The organism is Streptomyces sp. MMG1121, from assembly GCF_001280015.1.
GTDB lineage: Bacteria > Actinomycetota > Actinomycetes > Streptomycetales > Streptomycetaceae > Streptomyces.
In genome coordinates, this window is record NZ_LGDV01000038.1 from 13,150 (window position 1) to 34,800 (window position 21,651).

The 21,651-nt window shown below is 72.2% G+C and carries 16 protein-coding genes, 1 pseudogene and 1 riboswitch; of the genes and pseudogenes, 11 read left to right on the plus strand and 6 right to left on the minus strand.

The window, feature by feature from the left end:
* Nucleotides 1-139: 139 nt before the first annotated feature.
* A pseudogene (locus ADK64_RS46975) lies at nucleotides 140-334 on the plus strand (hypothetical protein); the annotation flags it as partial.
* A gap of 163 nt (nucleotides 335-497) precedes the next feature.
* On the opposite strand, the gene ADK64_RS05045 reads toward ADK64_RS46975, so the two are convergent.
* From ADK64_RS05045 to ADK64_RS05060, 4 genes are all read right to left on the minus strand, one after another.
* On the minus strand, nucleotides 498-1,178 hold the full coding sequence (locus ADK64_RS05045; RefSeq protein WP_053655202.1) for a DUF7342 family protein: 681 nt from the start codon (nucleotides 1,176-1,178) through the stop codon (nucleotides 498-500).
* A complete protein-coding gene (locus ADK64_RS05050; RefSeq protein ID WP_234384464.1) occupies nucleotides 1,175-2,908 on the minus strand; it encodes an ATP-binding protein in 1,734 nt (577 codons plus the stop codon). Before ADK64_RS05050 ends, ADK64_RS05045 begins: the two co-directional genes overlap by 4 nt.
* Nucleotides 2,909-3,005: 97 nt before the next feature.
* On the minus strand, nucleotides 3,006-3,947 hold the full coding sequence (locus ADK64_RS05055; RefSeq protein ID WP_053655206.1) for a sucrase ferredoxin: 942 nt from the start codon (nucleotides 3,945-3,947) through the stop codon (nucleotides 3,006-3,008).
* A 65-nt stretch (nucleotides 3,948-4,012) separates the two neighbouring features.
* A complete protein-coding gene (locus ADK64_RS05060; protein ID WP_199829485.1) occupies nucleotides 4,013-5,269 on the minus strand; it encodes a citrate synthase in 1,257 nt (418 codons plus the stop codon).
* Nucleotides 5,270-5,382: 113 nt separating this feature from the next.
* Here ADK64_RS05060 and ADK64_RS05065 point away from each other — a divergent pair, with 113 nt between their 5' ends.
* Nucleotides 5,383-6,549 (plus strand): citrate synthase/methylcitrate synthase, encoded by a 1,167-nt coding sequence (locus ADK64_RS05065; protein ID WP_053655210.1) that lies wholly within the window; start codon nucleotides 5,383-5,385, stop codon nucleotides 6,547-6,549.
* A gap of 76 nt (nucleotides 6,550-6,625) precedes the next feature.
* On the plus strand, nucleotides 6,626-7,726 hold the full coding sequence (locus tag ADK64_RS05070; RefSeq protein WP_053655212.1) for a CobW family GTP-binding protein: 1,101 nt from the start codon (nucleotides 6,626-6,628) through the stop codon (nucleotides 7,724-7,726).
* A 16-nt stretch (nucleotides 7,727-7,742) separates the two neighbouring features.
* Here the strand turns inward: ADK64_RS05070 and ADK64_RS05075 are convergent, their stop codons facing one another.
* Nucleotides 7,743-10,202 carry a DNA gyrase/topoisomerase IV subunit A gene (locus ADK64_RS05075; RefSeq protein WP_053655214.1) on the minus strand — a complete coding sequence of 820 codons (2,460 nt, stop codon included), beginning with the start codon at nucleotides 10,200-10,202 and terminating at the stop codon, nucleotides 7,743-7,745.
* A 266-nt stretch (nucleotides 10,203-10,468) separates the two neighbouring features.
* Here ADK64_RS05075 and ADK64_RS05080 point away from each other — a divergent pair, with 266 nt between their 5' ends.
* The 4 genes from ADK64_RS05080 (at nucleotide 10,469) to ADK64_RS05095 (ending at nucleotide 15,283) form a co-directional block, all read left to right on the plus strand.
* A complete protein-coding gene (locus ADK64_RS05080) occupies nucleotides 10,469-11,863 on the plus strand; it encodes a M16 family metallopeptidase (protein ID WP_053655216.1) in 1,395 nt (464 codons plus the stop codon).
* Nucleotides 11,860-13,248 (plus strand): M16 family metallopeptidase, encoded by a 1,389-nt coding sequence (locus ADK64_RS05085; RefSeq protein ID WP_053655218.1) that lies wholly within the window; start codon nucleotides 11,860-11,862, stop codon nucleotides 13,246-13,248. Before ADK64_RS05080 ends, ADK64_RS05085 begins: the two co-directional genes overlap by 4 nt.
* A gap of 221 nt (nucleotides 13,249-13,469) precedes the next feature.
* A riboswitch (cyclic di-AMP (ydaO/yuaA leader) is annotated at nucleotides 13,470-13,634 on the plus strand.
* 12 nt (nucleotides 13,635-13,646) lie between these two features.
* Nucleotides 13,647-14,387 (plus strand): M23 family metallopeptidase, encoded by a 741-nt coding sequence (locus tag ADK64_RS05090; RefSeq protein ID WP_053655220.1) that lies wholly within the window; start codon nucleotides 13,647-13,649, stop codon nucleotides 14,385-14,387.
* Between the two features lie 209 nt (nucleotides 14,388-14,596).
* Nucleotides 14,597-15,283, plus strand: coding sequence for a GntR family transcriptional regulator (locus ADK64_RS05095; RefSeq protein ID WP_053655222.1), 687 nt, complete (start codon nucleotides 14,597-14,599; stop codon nucleotides 15,281-15,283).
* Nucleotides 15,284-15,429: 146 nt separating this feature from the next.
* On the opposite strand, the gene ADK64_RS05100 is transcribed toward ADK64_RS05095, so the two are convergent.
* Nucleotides 15,430-15,711, minus strand: coding sequence for an HPr family phosphocarrier protein (locus tag ADK64_RS05100; RefSeq protein WP_053655224.1), 282 nt, complete (start codon nucleotides 15,709-15,711; stop codon nucleotides 15,430-15,432).
* A 177-nt stretch (nucleotides 15,712-15,888) separates the two neighbouring features.
* On the opposite strand from ADK64_RS05100, the gene ADK64_RS05105 reads away from it, so the two are divergent.
* The 4 genes from ADK64_RS05105 (at nucleotide 15,889) to ADK64_RS05120 (ending at nucleotide 21,640) form a co-directional block, all read left to right on the plus strand.
* Entirely contained in the window at nucleotides 15,889-18,714 is a 2,826-nt protein-coding gene (locus tag ADK64_RS05105) for a bifunctional GNAT family N-acetyltransferase/acetate--CoA ligase family protein (RefSeq protein ID WP_199829486.1), read from the plus strand.
* Nucleotides 18,715-19,156: 442 nt separating this feature from the next.
* Nucleotides 19,157-19,753 carry a DUF5998 family protein gene (locus ADK64_RS05110; protein ID WP_078992493.1) on the plus strand — a complete coding sequence of 199 codons (597 nt, stop codon included), beginning with the start codon at nucleotides 19,157-19,159 and terminating at the stop codon, nucleotides 19,751-19,753.
* The gene (locus tag ADK64_RS05115; protein ID WP_053655226.1) at nucleotides 19,753-20,943 is read left to right on the plus strand and encodes an alkaline phosphatase family protein; all 1,191 of its coding nucleotides are present in this window, start codon (nucleotides 19,753-19,755) and stop codon (nucleotides 20,941-20,943) included. The genes ADK64_RS05110 and ADK64_RS05115 overlap by 1 nt, the downstream gene beginning before the upstream one ends.
* 46 nt (nucleotides 20,944-20,989) lie before the next feature.
* Complete coding sequence (locus tag ADK64_RS05120; RefSeq protein WP_053655228.1) at nucleotides 20,990-21,640, plus strand: thymidine kinase; 651 nt, start codon at nucleotides 20,990-20,992, stop codon at nucleotides 21,638-21,640.
* Nucleotides 21,641-21,651 lie beyond the last annotated feature (11 nt).

Consider the following 21,651-nt stretch of genomic DNA (forward strand, 5'->3'; position numbering starts at 1 on the left):
CAGGCGGACCGGTGCTCCGGCCGGCCTGTTCCTGACCGTCAGGTTGCGGCCGACCACCCGGTCCATGGTGCGGCGCAGCGCGGCGAAGGTGAACGGTAGACCGGTCTGGTCCGGCAGACAGTGGTCGGGCGTCGCACTCGACATCGACCTGCCGGGGCCCGCGCAGGCCGAATCGGTGCGCCTCGAGCCGCGGTGCATCGAGATCCACCGCGAGATCTGGGAGTCGCTCGGCGAAGAGGTCCGCACGCGCCCGGCGAGGTCGAGGCCGTCTCCGGCAAGGCGGGCGGGCAGCCTCAGGTCGCCCAGGACTTCGAGGGCCGCGAGCCGGAGATGACCGGGCTGGGTTCCTCCACCGGCCGGGGTGGCCTTCGTCGCGGCCCCGCAGAAGGGCGCGATCGACGGCGGCATGATCACCGACCCGATCGTCGCGACGATCCTGGTCGAGAAGGCGGCAAGGTCTGCAGAAGGTCCTCAAGTAACTTGCACACCTTGTCCGTTCAGACGCGCGTCGCCCACACGTAGCGGTGTTCCGGGCGGCCCGCGTCGCCGTACTTGAGGGTCAACCGGGCCCGTCCCGTGCGCTCCAGCAGTTTCAGATAGCGCTGGGCGGTCTGCCGGCTCACCCCGGTCCGCTCGGCGATCTCCTGTGCGGACAGCGGCCCCTGGGCGTTCATCAGTGCCTGGCGCACCAGCTCGGCCGTCGTGGGGGAGTGGCCCTTGGGCAGGCCGGGCTCCGACGGCGCGGACAGGGCGCCGAAGATCCGGTCCACCTCGGCCTGTTCGGCCTCGCCGCCGCCGTCCAGGGTGCGTCGCAGGTCGGCGTACGCCTCCAGCTTGGACCGCAGTCCGGCGAAGGCGAACGGCTTCACCAGGTACTGCAGTGCTCCGTGCCGCATGGCCGCCTGCACGGTCGACACGTCCCGCGCCGCCGTCACCATGATCACGTCGGTCTGGTGGCCGCGCCGGCGCATCTCCCGCACGACCGCGATACCGGTGTCGTCCGGCAGGTAGTGGTCCATGAGGACCAGGTCCAGCCGCGGCAGCGTCTCCACCAGGCGCAACGCCTCGGCGGCGTTGTGCGCCTCGCCGGCCACGTGGAAGCCCGGGACCTTCTCCACGTAGGCGGCGTTGACCCGGGCGACGCGGGTGTCGTCGTCCACGACCAGGACCTCGATCATCGCGTCTCCTCCTCGACGGCGGCGGGAACGCGCCCGGGGGCCGGCTCCGCCGCTCTTGTGAGCGCGGGCTCCGGCACCGGCTCCGGTTCTGACTCCGGTTCCGGTCTCGGCTCCGGCCCCGGCTCGGTGAGCGCGTCCGGCAGGACCACCGTGAACTCCGCGCCGCCGCCGTCCGCGGTGCCCACTGCCGCCGTGCCGCCCTGCCGTTCGGCCAGCCGGCGCACCAGGGAGAGTCCGATGCCCCGCTTGCCGTGCGCGGGCGGTTCCTTGGTGGACCAGCCCTCCGTGAAGACCAACTCCCGCTGGTCCGCCGGGACACCTGGGCCGGTGTCACGCACCCGGAGGACGACCGTACGGCCCTCGCTGCGCAACTCGACCTCCACGCGCGCGTGCAGCGTGCCCGCGACCGCGTCCAGGGCGTTGTCCACCAGGTTGCCCACGACCGTGACCAGGCCCCGGGGATCGATCAGCCGGTCCGGGAGCCGGGTGCGTTCCGACACCCACAGGGCGACTCCGCGCTCGGCCGCCACGGTCGCCTTGCCGACCAGCAGCGCGGCCAGCAGCGGGTCCTGGATCCTCTCGGTGACCTGCTCGGCGGTGACCCGGTGGTCGCCGACCACCTCGCCGACGAACTCCACGGCGTCGTCGTACATCTCCAGATCCAGCAGCCCGAGCAGGGTGTGCATGCGGTTGGCGTGCTCGTGGTCCTGGGCGCGCAGGGCGTCGATCAGCCCGCGCGTGGAGTCGAGTTCCCGCCCCAGCTGCTCCAGTTCGGTGCGGTCGCGCAGGGTGGCCACGGCGCCGCCGTCGTCGGTGGGCATACGGTTGGCGACCAGCACGCGCTGGCCGCGCACCGTGAGCAGATCGGTGCCGGTGACCCGGCCGGCCAGGACGTCCGTCGTGCGGCCCGCACCGAGCGCCTCGTCAGGCGTCCGGCCGACCGCTTCGTCACCGAGGCACAGCAGCCGCCGTGCCTCGTCGTTGAGCAGACGGACGCGGCCTTCGCGGTCGAGGGCGACCACGCCCTCCCGGATGCCGTGCAGCATCGCCTCGCGTTCCGCCAGCAGCGCCGAGATGTCGGAGAAGGCCAGGTCCCGGGTCTGCCGCTGGACCCGGCGCGAGATCAGCCAGGCGGCCAGCGCGCCCACCGCCAGAGCGCCGCCGGCGTACGCGAACAGCCCCGGGATCGCGCTGATCAGCCGCGCCCGCACGCTGTCGTAGGCGATACCCACCGAGACCGCCCCGACGATCCGGTGGCCGGCGTCGTACAGGGGCACCTTGCCGCGGGCCGAGCGGCCCAGGGTGCCCTTGTCGATCTCCATGACGTCGTTGCCGGCCAGGACGTCGCGGGGATCTGTCGAGACGGGTGCGCCGATCTCCGAGGCCGTCGGATGCGACCAGCGCATTCCGTGGGTGTCCATGACCACGATGTACTCGGCCTGGGTGGCCCGCCGGATCCGCTCGGCCTCCCGCTGTACCGGGCCGTTCCGGGTCGGCGGGGTGTTCTGGACGCCCTCGGCGATCTGCGGGTCCTGGGCCGTGGTCTGGGCGATGGCCAGTGCGCGGCGCATCGCCTCCTGGTCCAGTTGCTTGCTCAGCGGGGCGAGGAACAGTCCGGTCGCGAGTACCGCCACCCCTGCGGCGATGGCCACCTGCATGAGCAGTACCTGGGAGAACACCCGTCGGGGCAGGCCCAGGCGCAGGCGGCGTGCAGGGGGAGTGGGGCGCATGCCCACGACGGTACGTGCAGCAACGGGTGCGTCCCCAGAGGGTGTGGCGTGGATCTCTTGACCAATTCTTGAAGAAGTCGGGGTGGGTCGCGTGGAGTCAGCTCGCCAGTGCCGTCCGCCGTAGCTCGCGCACGGCCACTACGTCCATCCGCGCGGGCGTGCCGAGCACCGCGGCGCCGCAGCTCTCCGGGCGCGGCGGCAGCGACGTGCCCTGTGCCACGGTGACCCGCCACAGGCGACCGTCGCTGTGTCCGACGGTGACCTCCCAGCGCGGCCCCCCGCCGTCGGTCCGTACGACGCTCAGCATGCCCGCGCGGTCCTCGCGCGCCGCCGAGCGGACGGCCAGCTCGGCCGCCTGGCCGGGCCGTTCCCAGGCGGAGCACCCCCGGCACCCCTCGACCACCACGCGCCCCTCCTGGACGCCGTGCAGGGCCTCCTTGATGGTGTGCGCCTCGGCGCGGCCGTACGCGTATCCGTACGGCAGGACGAGCACCGTCGGCGAGAAGCGATGTCCACCCAGATGGGTGACCTCCCAGACTCCGGGCACTCCCGAAGCGGCCAGTTCGGTGGCGAGGGGACGGCCCAGGAGGGCGCAGCAACGGTCGCGCTTGCCGTTGGTGCACACGAGCGCGAGCGGGTCGTCCGTGTGCGGCCGGCCGTCGAGCGCGGCTGCGAAGGTCCGGTGGTCGCCCGCGCCGAGTGTGGCGAAGTCGAGGTCGAGCAGTCGGCCCGGATCGCGGACGGTGGCGGTATGAAGCCACACGTTTCCGGGAACGGTGTGGGCCGCGTACACATGCCGGAGCGGCGGCGTACCGGGGTCGGCGTGGCGCCCGGGGCGCCGGATGAGGGCGACGCGTACGCCGGTGCCCTCGGTGGCCTGCTCCAGCGCCCGGCCCACCCGGGGGTCCAGGTGGCTCGAAGTGAGCGCCTTGGCGCCCCACGGGCCGGGCTGTTCCAACAGCAGCCACGTCGTCGCCGTGGCCGCCGTACCGGAAACGGGCTCGTCGAGGCTCCGGGAGACGGTTGTGCACCTACTCACAGAGGTGAGCCTAACCTGACTCTGCGCGGGGCGACTTCCGGCCGGGGCGGAGTCTGCCCCGGGGCTTACTCCGGCAGGGGCTGCGGCGGGCGCGTGCCGACGTAGTGGCCGACGGGGCGCATGCGCAGCGGGCGCTCGCCGTACTCCTCCAGCGCGTGCGCGATCCAGCCCGCCGTCCGGGCCACGGCGAAGATCGTCTCGCCGGCTGTGGCGGGCATGCCGCTGGACGCCGTGAACACCGCCAGGGCCAGGTCGACGTTGGCGTGCAGCGGGGTGTGCCGGGCGGTCGTGGCGGCGATGTCCCGGGCGGCGAGCAGGGCGGACTCCGCGTGCGGGACCTCCTCCAGGAGTTCGAACAGCACGCGCGCGCGGGGGTCTTCACCGGTGTACAGCCGGTGGCCGAGCCCGGGGATGCGGCGGCCCGCGCGCAGTTCGTCGGCGATCACCGGGACCGCCGTGCCCTGGTCGAGCACGTCCAGCAGCATGCGGTGGGCCATCCCGCTCGCGGCGCCGTGCAGGGGGCCCTCCAGGACGCCGAGCCCGGCCGAGACGGCCGCGTAGGCGTGCGCGCGGGCCGAGGCGGCGACCCGGACGGCGAGCGTGGAGGCGGCCAGGTCGTGGTCGGCGAGCAGGGCGAGCGCGGTGTCCAGGACCCGCAGGGACGCCTCGTCGGCGGGGCGTCCGGTCAGCCGGGCCCACAGGCGGTGGGCCAGCGGGCCGTCGTCCCGGTGGTCGTACCGGACCGGCGGCAGCGCGGTGACGAGCGTGGGGATGAGGATCCGCGCAGTGTTCAGCACGGCGTCCTCGGAGAGGTCGAAACGCAGCGGGTCCTCGGCCGCCGCGGCGACCGCCGCCACCCGGAGCCGGTCGGTGGGGGAGGCGTGCTCGGACAGAGCGTTCACCGCGCGGCGGGCGACCTCGACCGTGGCCTCGGGCGCGGACAGCGTCGCCCCCGGGGTCAGCCGTCCCGTCCACAGCCACTCGGCGACCTCTTCGTAGGAGTGGCGCAGGGCCAGCTCGACGGCGTCCACGCCGCGGAAGAAGTACCGGTCCTGTTCGATCAGCGTGATGCGGGTCCGGACCGACAGGTCGCCGCCACTGCCCGGGCTGCCTGCGGCCTCGCGCCGGTTGCGGCGGGCGAGGGCCTCGACCTCCTTCGCCTCGAAGGTGCTGGCGCGCCCGCCGGGTTCGCGTCTGCTGCTGAGCAGACCGCGGCTCACGTACGCGTAGACCGTCTCGGGCTTCACACCGAGCAGTTCGGCGGTCTCCTTCGTGGTCAGCCTTCGTTCGGGACGGCCGGGAGCGGGTTCGTGATCGCGCATGGGGGCCACCGTAGTCGTCTCTGTACAGCTTGATAGAGGTGTATTGATTCAATCAATATTGACAGGGAATAAGTCAAGCATGGACAGTCGGATCAAGTCCAGGGAGGAAAACCATGTCCATCAACAGGACCGCCACCCCGCTCATCGACGCCCCGCGCGGCCTCGCGGGCGTCGTCGTCGCCGAGACCGAGATCGGTGACGTCCGGGGACGGCAGGGCTTCTACCACTACCGCCAGTACTCGGCCGTCGAGCTCGCGCAGACCCGCGGTTTCGAGGACGTCTGGCATCTCCTGGTCCACGGCGCGCTCCCGGACGCGGAGCGCCGAGCCGCCTTCACGGCGGAGACCGCCGTGCTGCGGCGGCTGCCCGAGGAGGTCCGCGCCGCGCTGCCCGCGATCGCCGCCGCGAGCCGCGTCTCCGGCCCACTGTCCGGGCTGCGCACGGCCTTGTCCCTGCTGGGCGCGGCACAGGGCATGCGGCCGGTGTACGACATCGACGCCGACCGGCGCCGGGCCGACACCCTGGCCGCCTGCGCGGCCGTACCCACACTGCTCACCGCGCTGTACCGGCTCGGGCAGGGCCTCGACCCGGTCGAGCCGCGCGAGGACCTGGCTCACGCGGCCAACTACCTGTACATGCTCACGGGCGAGGAGCCCGAGCCGCAGCGGGCCCGTGCTGTCGAGCAATACTTGATCTCAACCATTGATCACGGATTCAATCCGTCAACCTTCACGGCCCGTGTCATCGCCTCCACCGGCGCCGACGTGGTGGCTTGCCTGACCGGAGCGGTGGGTGCCCTGTCCGGGCCGCTGCACGGGGGAGCGCCCAGCCGGGCCCTCGAGACCCTGGACGCCATCGGCACGCCGGACCGGATCGATTCCTGGGTCCGCGAGCGGGTGCTCGACGGTGACCGGATCATGGGGTTCGGACATGCCGTCTACCGCACGGAGGACCCCCGTTCACGGATGCTGCGCGAGATCGCCCAGAGCTTCGGCGGCCCGCGCGTCGACTTCGCGGTGGAGGTCGAGCGCGGCGTCGAGGCGATCCTCGCCGAGCTGAAGCCCGGTCGCGCACTCCACACCAACGTCGAGTTCTACGCCGGCGTGGTCATGGAGCTGTGCGGCCTGCCCCGCGAGATGTTCACCCCCACCTTCGCCGCGGCCCGGGTGGTGGGCTGGAGCGCGAACATCCTGGAACAGGCGGCCGATTCGAAGATCATCCGCCCGGTCGCCCGCTATGTCGGACCGGAGCCCCCGGTGGCGGTACCGGCTCAGCCGTGAGCCCGCCCCAGGGTGCCGCTCTTATCCTGGTCCGGCAGTCGGTCCACGTGAGAGAGGTCGCCCGTTGGGGAACACCATGGCGAACAGCCCGGGCAGCAGCAGCGGTCCGCAGCAGATCCCGGTCGTCGTGCTCGCCGGGTTCCTGGGCTCCGGAAAGACCACGCTCCTCAACCACCTGCTGCACCGCAGCGGAGGCAGCCGGATCGGGGCGATCGTCAATGACTTCGGGGCCATCGAGATCGACGCGATGGCCGTCGCGGGCGCCCTCGGCGACTCGACCGTATCTCTCGGCAACGGCTGCCTGTGCTGCGCCGTCGACGCGAGCGAACTCGACGGCTACCTGGACCGGCTCGCCGCCCCCGGCACCGGCATCGACGTGATCGTCGTCGAGGCCAGCGGGCTCGCCGAGCCGCAGGAACTCGTGCGGATGGTGCTGGCCAGCGAGCACCCGAGGATCGTCTACGGCGGTCTGGTCGAGGTCGTGGACGCCGCCGAGTTCGACGACACCCGTGCCCGGCACCCCGAACTGGACCGGCATCTGGCCCTCGCCGACCTCGTGGTGGTCAACAAGCTCGACCGGGCCGCGGACGGCGACCGGGTGCTCGGCCTCGTGCGCTCCCTCGCGGACCGTGCCGCCGTCGTCCCCGCCACCTACGGCCGCATCGACCCGGAGTTCCTCTTCGACTGCAGGCCCAGCGAAGAGCGCATCGGGCAGCTGTCCTTCGACGACCTGCACGAACACGACCTGCACGAACACGACCCGCACGAGCACGACGCGCACGGCCACGCCGGTCACCTGCACACCGCCTACGACAGCCTGTCGTTCACCTCCGACCTGCCCCTGGACCCCCGCGCGCTCATGCGGTTCCTGGACAGCCGGCCCGAGGGGCTGTACCGGATCAAGGGGTACGTCGACTTCGGGCCGTACGACACCCTCAACCGGTACGCCGTGCACGCCGTCGGCCGGTTCCTGCGCTTCTACCCCGAGCCGTGGGCCGCGGCCGGTGCCCGGCTCACCCAGCTCGTGCTGATCGGTTCCGGCGTCGACACCGACGCCCTCGGCAAGGAGCTGGAGGCGTCCAGGAACGACGGCGCCCCACACGCCGACGAGCGCGGCATGTGGAGCGTCCTGCGCTACGTCCAGGGCTCCGAGGAGGAGCCCGACGCCGCGCCGTAGAGGCGTCGCACGAGCCCTAGAACACCGGCCCGGCGACGACGGACACCGTCTTCTGCAGTGATGTGCCCGAGCCGTCGCGGCGCGGGTCCAGTTCCGGCAGTTCGGCCGGGGTGCCGGTCTTCTGCGCCGCGCGTGCGGGAGCGGGTCCGGCCCAGCCGAGCGACAGGCAGTCCTCGCCCTTGAGGAACCGCTGGCAGCGCACGCCGCCCGTGGCCCGGCCCTTGCGCGGGTACTGGTCGAACGGGGTCAGCTTGGCCGTCGTCTGCACGGAGTCGTCCAGCGTGCCGCGCGAGCCCGCCACCGTGAACACCACCGCGTCGGCGGCCGGGTCGACCGCGGTGAAGGAGATCACCTTGGCGCCCTCGACGAGCTTGATGCCGGCCATACCGCCCGCCGGGCGGCCCTGCGGGCGCACGACGGACGCCTGGAAGCGCAGCAGTTGCGCGTCGTCCGAGATGAACACCAGATCCTCCTCGCCGGTGCGCAGCTCCACCGCGCCGACGATCCGGTCGCCCTCCTTGAGTGAGATGACCTCCAACTCGTCCTTGTTGGAGGGGTAGTCGGGCACCACGCGCTTGACGACACCCTGCTCGGTGCCGAGCGCCAGACCCGGGGACGACTCGTCCAGCGTGGTCAGGCAGACCACCGTCTCGTCGTCCTGCAGGGAGACGAACTCCGCCAGCGGGGCGCCCCCGGACAGGTTCGGGGCCGCCGCGGTGGGGGGCAGCTGGGGCAGGTCGACCACGTTGATCCGCAGCAGACGGCCCGCCGAGGTCACCGCGCCGATCTCGCCCCGCGCGGTCGCCGGGACCGCCGAGACGATCACGTCGTGCTTGACGCGCTTCGCGTCGGCCTCCTCCGGGAACGGCTCGTCCGTCGACGTACGCGCCAGCAGACCGGTCGAGGACAGCAGCACCCGGCACGGGTCGTCGGCGACCTGCAGCGAAACGGCGGCTACCGGGGTGCCCGCGGACTCCAACAGCACCGTGCGGCGGTCGGTGCCGAACTTCTTGGTCACGGCCGCCAGTTCCGCCGAGACCAGCTTGCGCAGCTCCGTGTCGGACTCCAGGATCCGGGTCAGCTCCTCGATCTCCGCAGTGAGCTTGTCCTTCTCCGCCTCCAGCTCGATGCGGTCGTACTTGGTGAGCCGGCGCAGCGGCGTGTCGAGGATGTACTGCGTCTGGATCTCGCTCAGCGAGAAGCGCTCCATCAGGCGCTCCTTGGCCTGAGCGGAGTTGTCGCTGGACCGGATCAGCCGGATGACCTCGTCGATGTCGACCAGCGCGGTCAGCAGACCCTCGACCAGATGCAGCCGGTCGCGGCGCTTGCCGCGGCGGAACTCGCTGCGGCGCCGGACGACGTCGAAGCGGTGGTCGAGGTAGACCTCCAGCAGCTCCTTCAGGCCCAGCGTGAGCGGCTGGCCGTCCACCAGCGCCACGTTGTTGATGCCGAAGGACTCCTCCATCGGGGTCAGCTTGTACAGCTGCTCGAGGACCGCCTCCGGCACGAAGCCGTTCTTGATCTCGATGACCAGCCGCAGGCCGTGCTCGCGGTCGGTGAGGTCCTTGACGTCGGCGATGCCCTGGATCTTCTTCGCGTTGACCAGGTCCTTGATCTTCGCGATGACCTTCTCGGGGCCGACCGTGAAGGGCAGTTCGGTGACCACCAGGCCCTTGCGGCGGGCGGTCACGGGCTCCACCGAGACCGTCGCGCGCATCTTGAACGTGCCGCGGCCCGTCGCGTACGCGTCCCGGATGCCGTCCAGGCCGACGATCCGGCCACCGGTGGGCAGATCGGGGCCCGGGACGTGCCGCATCAGCGTGTCCAGGTCGGCGTTCGGGTACTTGATCAGGTGGCGGGCGGCCGAGATGACCTCGCGCAGGTTGTGCGGCGGCATGTTCGTCGCCATACCGACCGCGATGCCCGAAGAGCCGTTGACCAGCAGGTTCGGGAAGGCGGCCGGGAGCGCCACCGGCTCCTGCTCCTGGCCGTCGTAGTTGGGTGTGAAGTCGACCGTGTCCTCGTCGATCGACTCGGTCATCAGGCTCGTGGCTTCCGCCATGCGGCACTCGGTGTACCGCATGGCGGCCGGCGGGTCGTCGTTGCCCAGCGAACCGAAGTTGCCGTGGCCGTCGACGAGCGGCACGCGCATGGAGAAGGGCTGCGCCATGCGCACCAGCGCGTCGTAGATCGACGCGTCGCCGTGCGGGTGCAGCTTGCCCATCACCTCGCCGACGACACGGGCGCACTTCACATACGCCCGGTCGGGGCGCACGCCCATCTCGTTCATCTGGTAGACGATCCGGCGGTGCACGGGCTTGAGCCCGTCGCGGGCGTCCGGCAGGGCACGCGAATAGATGACCGAGTACGCGTACTCGAGGTAGGAGCCACGCATCTCGTCCACGACGTCGATGTCGAGGATTCTCTCCTCGTACGAGTCGTCGGGCGGCGGGGTCTTCGTGCTGCGGCGGGCCATCGCTGCCGGCTCCTTGCTGAAGCGATTGACTGATCTGACGCGGACCATTGTGGACCGCGGCACTGACAACCCGTGCCACGACCCGGTTCCAGCCGCCCTGTCCGGTGTCGGCGGACCTTGCCGGGCAGGCTGGAGGCGGGCCGTGCAATCCGCTGTCGGCGTACGTCCCGCGGGAACTTCGCCGAGGGCCCGCACGCTGTGCATACAGTGGCAGGAACGGCAGGAAAACCGCGGTTCACAACCGCTCCGCTCGCGAAGGGACGTACATGCCCATGGGTCACACGACCACAGCCGAGGCAGGCTCCGGGGGCCTGACAGCGACCGAGCACCGCCTGGCCAACGGTCTGCGCGTGGTGCTCTCCGAGGACCACCTGACCCCGGTGGCGGCGGTCTGCCTCTGGTACGACGTCGGCTCCCGCCACGAAGTCAAGGGGCGTACCGGCCTGGCTCACCTTTTCGAGCACCTGATGTTCCAGGGCTCGGGGCAGGTCAAGGGCAACGGCCACTTCGAGCTGGTGCAGGGCGCCGGCGGCTCGCTCAACGGCACCACCAGCTTCGAGCGCACCAACTACTTCGAGACCATGCCCGCCCACCAGCTGGAGCTGGCGCTCTGGCTGGAGGCCGACCGCATGGGCTCGCTGCTGGCCGCCCTGGACGACGAGTCCATGGAGAACCAGCGGGACGTCGTCAAGAACGAGCGCCGCCAGCGCTACGACAACGTGCCCTACGGCACCGCCTTCGAGAAGCTGACCGCGCTCTCCTACCCGGAGGGCCATCCCTACCACCACACGCCGATCGGCTCGATGGCGGACCTGGACGCGGCCACCCTGGAGGACGCCCGCCACTTCTTCCGCACCTACTACGCGCCGAACAACGCGGTGCTCTCCGTGGTCGGCGACATCGACCCCGCGCAGACCCTCGCCTGGATCGAGAAGTACTTCGGCTCGATCCCCGCGCACGACGGCAAGCCCGCCCCCCGCGACGGCTCGCTGCCGCTGACCATCGGCGAGCAGCTGCGCGAGGTCGTCGTCGAGGAGGTCCCGGCGCGCGCCCTGATGGCCGCCTACCGCCTCCCGGAGGACGGCACGCGCGCGTGCGACGCGGCCGACCTCGCGCTGACCGTCCTCGGCGGCGGCGAGTCCTCCCGCCTGTACAACCGGCTGGTGCGCCGCGACCGTACGGCCGTCGCGGCCGGCTTCGGCCTGCTGCGCCTCGCCGGCGCGCCCTCGATGGGCTGGCTGGACGTGAAGACCTCCGGGGACGTCGAGGTGCCGGTCATCGAGGCCGCCATCGACGAGGAACTGGCCCGGTTCGCCGAGGAAGGCCCCACGCCGGAGGAAATGGAGCGCGCCCAGGCCCAGTTGGAGCGCGAGTGGCTGGACCGGCTCGGCACGGTCTCGGGCCGTGCCGACGAACTGTGCCGCTTCGCCGTCCTGTTCGGCGACCCGCAGCTCGCCCTCACCGCCGTCCAGCGCGTCCTGCAAGTGACCCCCGAGGAGGTCAAGGAGGTCGCCAAGGCCCGCCTGCGCCCGGACAACCGCGCGGTCCTCGTCTACGAGCCGAAGTCCCCGGAGGCCGTCGCGGATGCCGACGTCCCCGAGGACCCGGAGCAGGAAGCGACCGTAGAGGCCGGCAACGAGAACGAGGAGACGGCCAAGTGACCGAGCTCGCCACCATGGACTTCCATCCCCAGCCGCGTCCCGGCGAGGCCAAGCCGTGGGCGTTCCCGGCCCCCGAGCGCACCGCGCTCGACAACGGCCTGACGGTGCTGCGCTGCCACCGCCCCGGCCAGCAGGTCGTCGCCGTCGAGGTGCTGCTGGACGCGCCCTTGGAAGCCGAGCCGGCCGGTCTGGACGGCGTCGGCACGATCATGGCGCGGGCCTTCTCGGAGGGCACCGACAAGCACTCCGCCGAGGAGTTCGCCGCCGAGCTGGAGCGCGCGGGCGCCACGCTGGACGCGCACGCCGACCACCCGGGCGTCCGCATCAGCCTGGAGGTTCCCGCCTCCCGGCTGGCCAAGGGCCTCGGCCTGCTCGCCGACGCCCTGCGCGCGCCCGCGTTCGCCGAGAGCGAGGTCGAGCGGCTGGTCCGCAACCGCCTGGACGAGATCCCGCACGAGCTGGCCAACCCCTCCCGCCGGGCCGCCAAGGAACTCTCCAAGGAGCTGTTCCCGGCGACCTCGCGCATGTCGCGCCCGCGCCAGGGCACCGAGGAGACGGTCGAGAAGATCGACGCGTCGGCCGTACGCGCCTTCTACGACCGTCACGTGCGCCCCGCCACGGCCACCGCGGTCGTGGTCGGCGACCTCACCGGGATCGACCTGGACGCCCTGCTCGGCGACACCCTGGGCGCCTGGACCGGCACCCCGGGCCAGCCCCGGCCCGTCCCGGCGGTGAGCGCCGACGACACCGGGCGCGTGGTCATCGTGGACCGGCCCGGCGCCGTCCAGACACAGCTGCTCCTCGGCCGCGTCGGCCCCGACCGGCACGACCGCGTGTGGCCCGCTCAGGTGCTCGGCACCTACTGCCTCGGCGGCACCCTCACCTCCCGCCTGGACCGCGTCCTGCGCGAGGAGAAGGGCTACACCTACGGCGTGCGTGCCTTCGGGCAGGTCCTCAGGTCCGCCCCGGACGGCACGGGCGCCTCGATGCTCGCCATCAGCGGCTCGGTGGACACGCCGAACACCGGTCCCGCGCTCGACGACCTGTGGAAGGTGCTGCGCACCCTCGCGGCGGAGGGCCTGACCGACGCCGAGCGGGACGTGGCCGTGCAGAACCTCGTCGGGGTGGCGCCGCTCAAGTACGAGACGGCGGCGGCCGTGGCGAGCACGCTGGCCGACCAGGTCGAGCAGCACCTGCCCGACGACTTCCAGGCGACGCTGTACCAGCAGCTGGCCGCGACGGGCACGGTGGAGGCCACGGCCGCGGTCGTGAACGCCTTCCCGGTGGACCGCCTGGTGACCGTCCTCGTCGGTGACGCCTCCCAGATCAAGGCGCCGGTGGAGGCGCTCGGCATCGGCGAAGTCACCGTCGTCACCGCGGAGTAGCACCCGCGAAGCGCACGCGCGCGTGGGGCCCTGACGGCCTACAGGCTGTCAGGGCCCCTTGCTGTTCCACTCCCTTCCCCAGATGCCCGATTTAGGGCGTAGGTTGCCTTTCCTTGCTGTGGGATGCGCTACAAAAACCCGGATCCGTTTGGGGATTGCCGACGGGTCCGCCTAGCGTCGTCCGGGCTGTTCGTCAGACAGTGCGCCGCACCCGCGGCACCGGACAGTCATCGCCGAGTCCCCGTACGGCGCGAGCCAGGGGAGCCGGGGACCCAAACGCAGTCCCTGGGGTGAATCGGATGCCCACGCGTGCGCGTGGGGGTCCGTAGGAGACCTTCCTGCTCCGAACCCGTCAGCTAACCCGGTAGGCGAGAGGGAAGGAAAGGACCAGCCACTTCATGGCGTTCATGTGCGCCACCGGGAAGCATCGCAAGCCCGGCCGGGTCAAGCGCACCACCGCTCAGGCGGCCGGTATCGCGGCCCTCACCACCGGAGTCGTCGGCACCCTCGCGGCTGCCCCGGCGTTCGCCGCCGAGAACTCCGCCCAGCAGACCGGCCTCACCCCGGTGATCAGCGTGGGCGACGACATCGCCGAGCAGATCGACGCCCAGGCCGCCGCCCAGCGGCAGGCCGCCGAGCAGAGGGTCGCCGAGCAGGCCGCGGCGAAGAGGGCCCAGGAGGTCCGTGAGGCCAAGGTCCGCGCCGCCCGCGAGGCCGAGCGCGAGCGGCTGAACGCCTTCGTCGCCCCGATCGCGCACTCGTACGTCTCCACGGGCTACAAGGCCAGCAGTTCGCTGTGGTCCTCCGGCTCCCACACCGGCATCGACTTCCACGCGGCCAGCGGCACACCCGTCCACGCGGTCGGCTCCGGCACCGTCGTCTCCACCGGCTGGGGCGGCGCGTACGGCAACCAGATCGTGATCCGGATGGCCGACGGCATGTACACCCAGTACGGCCACCTGTCGTCCATCGGCGTCACGGTGGGCCAGCAGGTCACCCCGGGCGCGCAGATCGGCCTGTCCGGCGCGACCGGCAACGTCACCGGGCCGCACCTCCACTTCGAGGCCCGGACGACCCCCGACTACGGCTCGGACGTCGACCCCGTCGCCTATCTCCGCAAGCACGGCGTGAACGCCTGACGCACCCGCGCACGGCATCCGAAGCCCCGGCTCACGAGCCGGGGCTTTCGCCGTATTTCCGTGGTGTCCGCCGGATGTCCGCGAGAGTCGACGGCCAAAAAATATCCATGGATTCCGGCCCGCCGTCGGAAATTCCGGCTCATTGGAATAGAGTCACGGAACACGCGTCCATCGTCGACGTTTCACGGGGATTAAGGCGGAGGTCGGTCATGCGTATTCCGGCGCACTCGGTATGCACGGCGATCCGGGACGACATCGTCGGCGGTGTCTACGAACGCGGCGGCCGTCTCACCGAGGAAGTCCTCGCCCGTCGCTACGGCGTCTCGCGCGTTCCCGTCCGTGAGGCCCTGCGCACCCTGGAGGCGGAGGGTTTCGTGGTGACGCGCCGGCACGCGGGCGCGTGCGTGGCAGAGCCGACCGAACAGGAGGCCGCCGACCTGCTGGAGATGCGCATGCTCCTGGAGCCGCTCGGCGCCGCCCGGGCCGCACAGCGCCGTACGGAGGCGCATCTGAAGGTGCTGCGCGGCCTGGTCAGGCTGGGCCAGGAGCGGGCCAGACGGGGCAGTAGCGAGGATCTGCGCTCACTGGGCGGCTGGTTCCACGAGACGCTCGCCCAGGCCTGCGGCAGCCCCTCGCTCACCTCCATGCTGACCCAGTTGCGCCACAAGATCGCCTGGATGTACGCGGTGGAGGTACCGCCGAGTCCGGCCGAGTCCTGGGCGGAGCACGGCGCGATCGTGGACGCGGTGGCGCGCGGCGACGGCGAGCGCGCGCGGGCGCTCACGGCGCTGCACGGCGAGCGTACGACGGCCGCGCACCGGCTGCGCTTTTCCGGTTCCGGCGAGCGTGTGAGGACTTCGCAACATGCCGTAAACATGTCAGGGGTGCGGCATTAACACCGACGCCGTATACAAAGAAGAGTAATTCGGCGGGGGGTATTTCTGCTGCCCGAATTCGGGAGGCCTCAGATATTCCCGAGAAACGGCTGAGCCGCGTCGCCCCGAAAAGGGTGACGCGGCTCAGATGTGCCGTGCGCCGGTACTCAGACCGTCTCGGGCAGCTCTTCCAGGCCCTCGGCGACCAGCTTGGCCAGGCGGTCCAGGGCGACGTCCGCGCCCTCGGCGTCGGAGGCGAGGACGATCTCCTCACCGCCCTGGGCGCCCAGACCCAGGACGGCCAGCATCGAGGCCGCGTTGACGGGGTTGCCGTCAGCCTTGGCGATCGTCACCGGGACGCCTGCGGCCGTGGCGGCTCGGACGAAGATGGAGGCGGGACGGGCATGGAGGCCCTCGGCCCAGCCGACGTTGACGCGGCGCTCAGCCATGTGTTGCTGCCCTTCAGTGCTCAGGGTTGTCTAGACCAGTTTCCCATATCGTGAAGCATGCCCGGAGCGGACCTTCGTCCTGTCCCGGCGTGTCGTCGGACCGCGGCCTCGGTCCGGCTGACGTCCCCCACAGACTGCCTCGCGCCGTTGTCGTACGCGAGCCGTACTCTGGGGCCCATGCAGACCTCGGCGGGCCGGCAGGACCGGCACGAGTACCCCGCCCACTGGGAGGCGGACGTGGTGCTGCGCGACGGGGGCACCGCGCGCATCCGGCCCATCACCGTTGATGACGCCGACCGCCTGGTCAGCTTCTACGAGCAGGTCTCGGACGAGTCGAAGTACTACCGCTTCTTCGCGCCGTACCCCAGGCTCTCCGCCAAGGACGTCCACCGCTTCACGCATCACGATTTCGTGGACCGTGTGGGGCTCGCCGCCACCATCGGCGGCGAGTTCATCGCCACCGTACGCTATGACCGCATCGGCGCCGACGGCATGCCCGCCTCCGCGCCCGCCGACGAGGCCGAGGTCGCTTTCCTGGTGCAGGACGCCCACCAGGGCCGCGGCGTCGCCTCCGCCCTGCTGGAGCACATCGCGGCCGTCGCGCGCGAGCGGGACATCCGACGCTTCGCCGCCGAGGTGCTGCCCGCCAACGCCAAGATGATCAAGGTGTTCACGGACGCCGGGTACACCCAGCAACGCAGCTTCGAGGACGGCGTCGTCCGCCTGGAGTTCGACCTCGAACCCACCGACCGCTCGCTCGCCGTGCAGCGCGCGCGGGAGCAGCGCGCCGAGGCCCGCTCGGTACGGCGGCTGCTCGCGCCCGGCTCGGTAGCGGTCATCGGCGTCGGCCGCGCCCCCGGCGGGGTCGGCCGCAGCGTCCTCGGCAACATCCGGGACGCCGGCTACCCGGGCGTGCTGCACGCGGTGAACCAGGCCTTCCCCGAGGACCTCAAGGAGGTCGACGGGGCGCCCGCGCACCGCTCGGTGCGGGACATCGACGGCCCGGTCGACCTCGCCGTGATCGCCGTACCGGCCGACCACGTGCCGGCGGTGGTCGCGCAGTGCGGTGAACACGGGGTGCAGGGGCTCGTGGTCCTCTCCGCCGGATACGCCGAGAGCGGTTCCGAGGGCAGGGAGCGGCAGCGGGCCCTCGTACGGCACGCACGCGCGTACGGCATGCGGATCATCGGCCCGAACGCCTTCGGGGTCATCAACACCGCCCCGGACGTCCTGCTGAACGCCTCCCTGGCCCCGGAGATGCCCCGCCCCGGCCGCATCGGCATGTTCGCCCAGTCCGGCGCCATCGGCATCGCCCTGCTGTCCCGGCTGCACCGGCGCGGGGGAGGGGTCACCGGGACCACGGGCGTCTCCACCTTCGTCTCCGCCGGCAACCGCGCCGACGTCTCCGGCAACGACGTCCTCCAGTACTGGTACGACGACCCCGAGACCGACGTCGTCCTCATGTACCTGGAGTCCATCGGCAACCCGCGCAAGTTCACCCGCCTCGCGCGGCGGACGGCGGCGGCGAAGCCGCTGGTCGTGGTGCAGGGGGTCGGCTCCGCGCCGCAGGGGCACGCGGTACGGGCGACCAGGCTGCCGCACGCCACGGTCTCCGCGCTGCTGCGGCAGGCCGGGGTGCTGCGGGTCGACACGATCACCGAGCTGGTCGACACGGGTCTGCTGCTCGCCCGCCAGCCGCTGCCGGCCGGGCCCCGGGTGGCGATCCTCGGCAACTCCGAGTCGCTGGGCGTGCTGGCGTACGACCGCTGCCTCGCCGAGGGGCTGCGGCCGTCGCGGCCGCTGGACCTGACGACCGGGGCGACGGCGGAGGACTTCCACCGGGCGCTGGGTACCGCGCTGGCCGACGACACGTGCGACTCCGTCGTGGTGACCGCGATCCCCGCGATCGGGGAGGGGTCGCCGGGGGACGCCGAGCTGGCGGAGGCGTTGCGGTCTGCCGCGGCGGCGGTTCCGGGGAAGCCGGTGCTTGTCGTGCACGTGGAGCTCGGGGGGCTGGCCGAGGCGTTGTCGGCCGCGGCCAGTACGGCACCGCAGGCCGCCGACAAGACACCCGGCACCGCGGGCGGCGCCCGGCCGTTCCGCCTCGCGGAACGCCTGCCCGCCGCGGAACCGGCAGCTGAGAAGGCCATCCCCGCGTACCCCGCCGCCGAGCGCGCCGTTCGTGCCCTCGCCGAGGCCGTGAAGTACGGGCAGTGGCGGCGGGAGGCGGCCGAGCCCGGGAAGGTGCCCGAGTACGACGACATCGACGAGAAGGGGGCCGCGCGGCTGATCGCGGAGTTGCTCGCGCGCGGGGAGGGGCTCACGATCTCCGCCGGCGAGACCTGCGAGCTGCTCGGCAAGTACGGCATCCCCGTGCGCCGCGCGCTGCCCGGCCCCACCCCGGACACCGCCGCGAAGGCCGCCCGCACCCTCGGCTACCCGGTGGCCCTCAAGGCCACCGCCCCGCATCTCAGACACCGCGCCGACCTGGGCGGCGTGCGCCTCGACCTCGCGGACGAAGAGCAACTGCGCCGGGCGTACGCCGAGTTGACCGACCTGTTCGGGGCGCCGGAGGAACTGCGCCCGGTGGTGCAGGGCATGGCGCCCCGGGGGGTCGACACGGTCGTCCGCGCGGTGATCGATCCCGCCGCCGGCGCGGTGCTGTCCTTCGGGCTCGCCGGGGCCGCCTCCCAACTGCTCGGGGACATGGCGCACCGGCTGGTCCCGGTCACCGACCGCGAGGCGACCTCCCTGGTGCGGTCGATCCGCACGGCCCCGCTGCTGTTCGGCTGGCGCGGCTCCACCCCCGTCGACACCCCGGCGCTGGAGGAGCTGCTGCTGCGGGTGTCCCGGCTCGTCGACGATCATCCGGAGGTGGTCGCGGTCACCCTGGAACCGGTCGTCGTCGCCCCGCACGGCGTGAGCGTCCTCGGTGCCACCGTACGGCTCGCGCCACCACCGGCCCGCGACGACCTCGGGCCGCGCACGCTGCCGGCGTACTGAACGGGGAAGGGGGCCAGATGGAGATCGCCGGCCGGCGGCTGCCCGAGGGCAGCTGGTGGGACTGGGAGGTGATCATCTGGAACGGCGGGCACCTGCGGCTGGCCGCCGGGTACGACCTCGCGTACCACCACGGCCTGGAGGTGGTCTTCACCGACGCCGGCTTCGTCTCGTGCCCCGCCGCCTTCCAGGACCCCGTCTTCCGTGAGCCCACCGCCGGGGAGACGGCGCGGCTGCGGCGGGCGCTCGGCGAAGCACCTCCCGTCGTGGTGGCGTTCGAGGCGGACGCGGGCGGACCTGAACCCGTCTCCTGTCTGGTCGCGGCCGAGCGGCTGGACATCGTGCCGGGGTTCGTCCGGCACCACCCACCCGAGCACGCACGCGCGCGAAGAGGCCGCCCCCGGTCCCCGCGACTGGCCCGGAGCGCCCTTGCCCACGGATTAGGATGGACGTCATGGCCAAGACCAGTACGACGACCCAGGGGCTGCGCGCGGCGATCGAGCGCAGCGGCTACTACCCGGCCCTCGTGGCCGAGGCGGTGGAGGCCGCTGTGGGCGGCGAGCCGATCCGGTCGTACCTGGTCCACCAGGAGACCACGTTCGACCAGAACGAGGTGCGCCGGCATGTGACCGTCCTGGTCCTCACCGGCAACCGCTTCATCGTCAGCCACACCGACGAGCAGGCCGCCGACACCACCTCCCCGACGCCCTACGCCACCACCTCCACCGAGTCCGTGAAGATCGGCCGGATCTCCTCGGTCGTGGTCAGCCGGGTCGTCGCGAACCCCGAGCAGTACACGCCGGGCACCCTGCCCCGCGAGATCGTGCTGACCATCGGCTGGGGTGCCGTCAGCCGCATCGACCTGGAGCCCGCCGCCTGCGGCGACCCGAACTGCGACGCCGACCACGGCTACACGGGCAGCTCCACGGCGGACGACCTCAGCCTGCGCGTCAGCGAGGCCGGGGACGGCCCGGAGACGGTGCGCCAGGCGCTCGCCTTCGCGCAGGCCATCTCGGAGGCGACCGCGGACCTCACGCGCTGATGTCCCAGCTCTCCGCCTGGGACCACCCGGAACCACTCGCCCTGGACACCGCCCCGCTGCCCGAGTACGGCACCGGCTCCCTCGCCGACCTGCTGCCCACCCTGGCCGCCGGTCTGGGCGTACCCGGCCTGACCGCGACGATCGAGGAACTGACCGCTGCCGACCGGGTCTGCGTCTTCCTGGTCGACGGGCTCGGCTGGGAGCAGCTGAAGGCCCACCCCGACGAGGCCCCCTTCCTGACCTCGCTGCTCGGCAGCTCGCGCGGCGGCACCGGCCGTCCGCTCACCGCCGGCTACCCGGCGACCACCGCGACCTCCCTCGCCTCCGTCGGCACCGGCCTGCCGCCCGGCGCGCACGGCCTGCCCGGCTACACCGTCCGCAATCCGGCCACCGGCGAGCTGATGAACCAGCTCCGCTTCCAGCCGTACGCCGACCCGCGCCCCTGGCAGCCGTACCCCACCGTCTTCCAGTTGGCCCACGAGGCCGGGGTGCACGCCGCCCAGGTGTCCTCGCCGACCTTCCAGCACACCCCGCTCACCAAGATCGCGCTCAGCGGCGGCACCTTCCACGGCCGGCTGACCGGCGAGGAGCGCATGGATGTCGCGGCCGAGCAACTGGCCGCCGGGGACCGCTCGCTGGTCTACACGTACTACTCCGAGCTGGACGGCTCCGGACACCGCTACGGCGTCGCCTCCGACACCTGGCGCGGCCAGCTGATGTACGTCGACCGGCTCGCCCAGCGCCTGGCAGAGCAGCTGCCCCCGCGCAGCGCGCTCTACGTCACCGCCGACCACGGCATGGTCGACGTCCCGTTCGACGACGAGCACCGCTTCGACTTCGACACGGACTGGGAGCTGCGCGCCGGGGTCGCCCTGCTCGGCGGCGAGGGTCGGGCGCGGCACGTGTACGCGGTGCCGGGCGCCGAGAACGACGTACTGACCTGCTGGCGCGAGGTGCTCGGCGAGCAGTTCTGGGTGGCCTCGCGGGACGAGGCGATCGCCGCGGGCTGGTTCGGGCCGCACATCGACGAGCGGGTCTACGCACGGCTCGGCGACGTGATCGCGGCCGCGCACGACGACGTCCTGATCATCGCCACCGAGCGGGAGCCGAAGGAGTCGGCGCTGGTCGGCAACCACGGTTCGATGACTCCCGCCGAGCAGCTCGTCCCGCTGCTCGAAGTACGCTCCTGACCCCGCGGCCCCTGCCGACTCCTCGCCGAAAGGTGCTCAACTCCTCATGCCCGAGCTGGTGTTCTTCTCCGGAACGATGGACTGCGGGAAGTCGACGCTGGCTCTGCAGATAGAGCACAACCGGTCCGCTCGCGGCCTCGTCGGCATGATCTTCACCCGGAACGACCGTGCGGGCGAGGGCAAGCTGTCCTCCCGGCTCGGCCTGGTCACCGACGCGGTGGAGGTCGCCGACGACCAGGACCTCTACGCCTACCTCGTGGAGCACCTCTCGCAGGGCCGCCGGGCCGACTACGTGATCGCGGACGAGGCGCAGTTCCTCGCGCCCGGGCAGATCGACCAGCTCGCGCGCGTGGTGGACGATCTCGGCCTGGACGTGTACGCCTTCGGGATCACCACGGACTTCCGCTCCAAGCTCTTCCCCGGCTCGCAGCGGCTGGTCGAGCTGGCCGACCGCATCGAGGTGCTCCAGGTGGAGGCGCTGTGCTGGTGCGGCGCCCGCGCCACGCACAACGCCCGCACGGTCGGCGGCGAGATGGTGGTCGAGGGCGCCCAGGTGGTCGTGGGCGACGTCGACCACTCCACGAGCGAGGTCGGCTACGAGGTGCTGTGCCGCCGCCACCACCGGCGCCGGATGACCGCCGCGTCCGCCCGCGCGGCGGCCCTGTCCCCGGACGTCCTGCCCGTCTCACCCGCCTGAGCCGGTGCCCC

Excerpts from the sequence above, each read along its gene's own strand:
- ADK64_RS05080 (WP_053655216.1), top strand. The coding sequence starts at position 10,469 with ATGCCCATGGGTCACACGACCACAGCCGAGGCAGGCTCCGGGGGCCTG.
- ADK64_RS05045 (WP_053655202.1), bottom strand. The coding sequence starts at position 1,178 with ATGATCGAGGTCCTGGTCGTGGACGACGACACCCGCGTCGCCCGGGTC.
- ADK64_RS05070 (WP_053655212.1), top strand. The coding sequence starts at position 6,626 with ATGGCGAACAGCCCGGGCAGCAGCAGCGGTCCGCAGCAGATCCCGGTC.
- ADK64_RS05065 (WP_053655210.1), top strand. The coding sequence starts at position 5,383 with ATGTCCATCAACAGGACCGCCACCCCGCTCATCGACGCCCCGCGCGGC.
- ADK64_RS05120 (WP_053655228.1), top strand. The coding sequence starts at position 20,990 with ATGCCCGAGCTGGTGTTCTTCTCCGGAACGATGGACTGCGGGAAGTCG.
- ADK64_RS05115 (WP_053655226.1), top strand. The coding sequence starts at position 19,753 with ATGTCCCAGCTCTCCGCCTGGGACCACCCGGAACCACTCGCCCTGGAC.
- ADK64_RS05105 (WP_199829486.1), top strand. The coding sequence starts at position 15,889 with ATGCAGACCTCGGCGGGCCGGCAGGACCGGCACGAGTACCCCGCCCAC.
- ADK64_RS05075 (WP_053655214.1), bottom strand. The coding sequence starts at position 10,202 with ATGGCCCGCCGCAGCACGAAGACCCCGCCGCCCGACGACTCGTACGAG.
- ADK64_RS05110 (WP_078992493.1), top strand. The coding sequence starts at position 19,157 with ATGGACGTCATGGCCAAGACCAGTACGACGACCCAGGGGCTGCGCGCG.
- ADK64_RS05060 (WP_199829485.1), bottom strand. The coding sequence starts at position 5,269 with ATGCGCGATCACGAACCCGCTCCCGGCCGTCCCGAACGAAGGCTGACC.
- ADK64_RS05090 (WP_053655220.1), top strand. The coding sequence starts at position 13,647 with ATGGCGTTCATGTGCGCCACCGGGAAGCATCGCAAGCCCGGCCGGGTC.
- ADK64_RS05100 (WP_053655224.1), bottom strand. The coding sequence starts at position 15,711 with ATGGCTGAGCGCCGCGTCAACGTCGGCTGGGCCGAGGGCCTCCATGCC.
- ADK64_RS05095 (WP_053655222.1), top strand. The coding sequence starts at position 14,597 with ATGCGTATTCCGGCGCACTCGGTATGCACGGCGATCCGGGACGACATC.
- ADK64_RS05050 (WP_234384464.1), bottom strand. The coding sequence starts at position 2,908 with ATGCGCCCCACTCCCCCTGCACGCCGCCTGCGCCTGGGCCTGCCCCGA.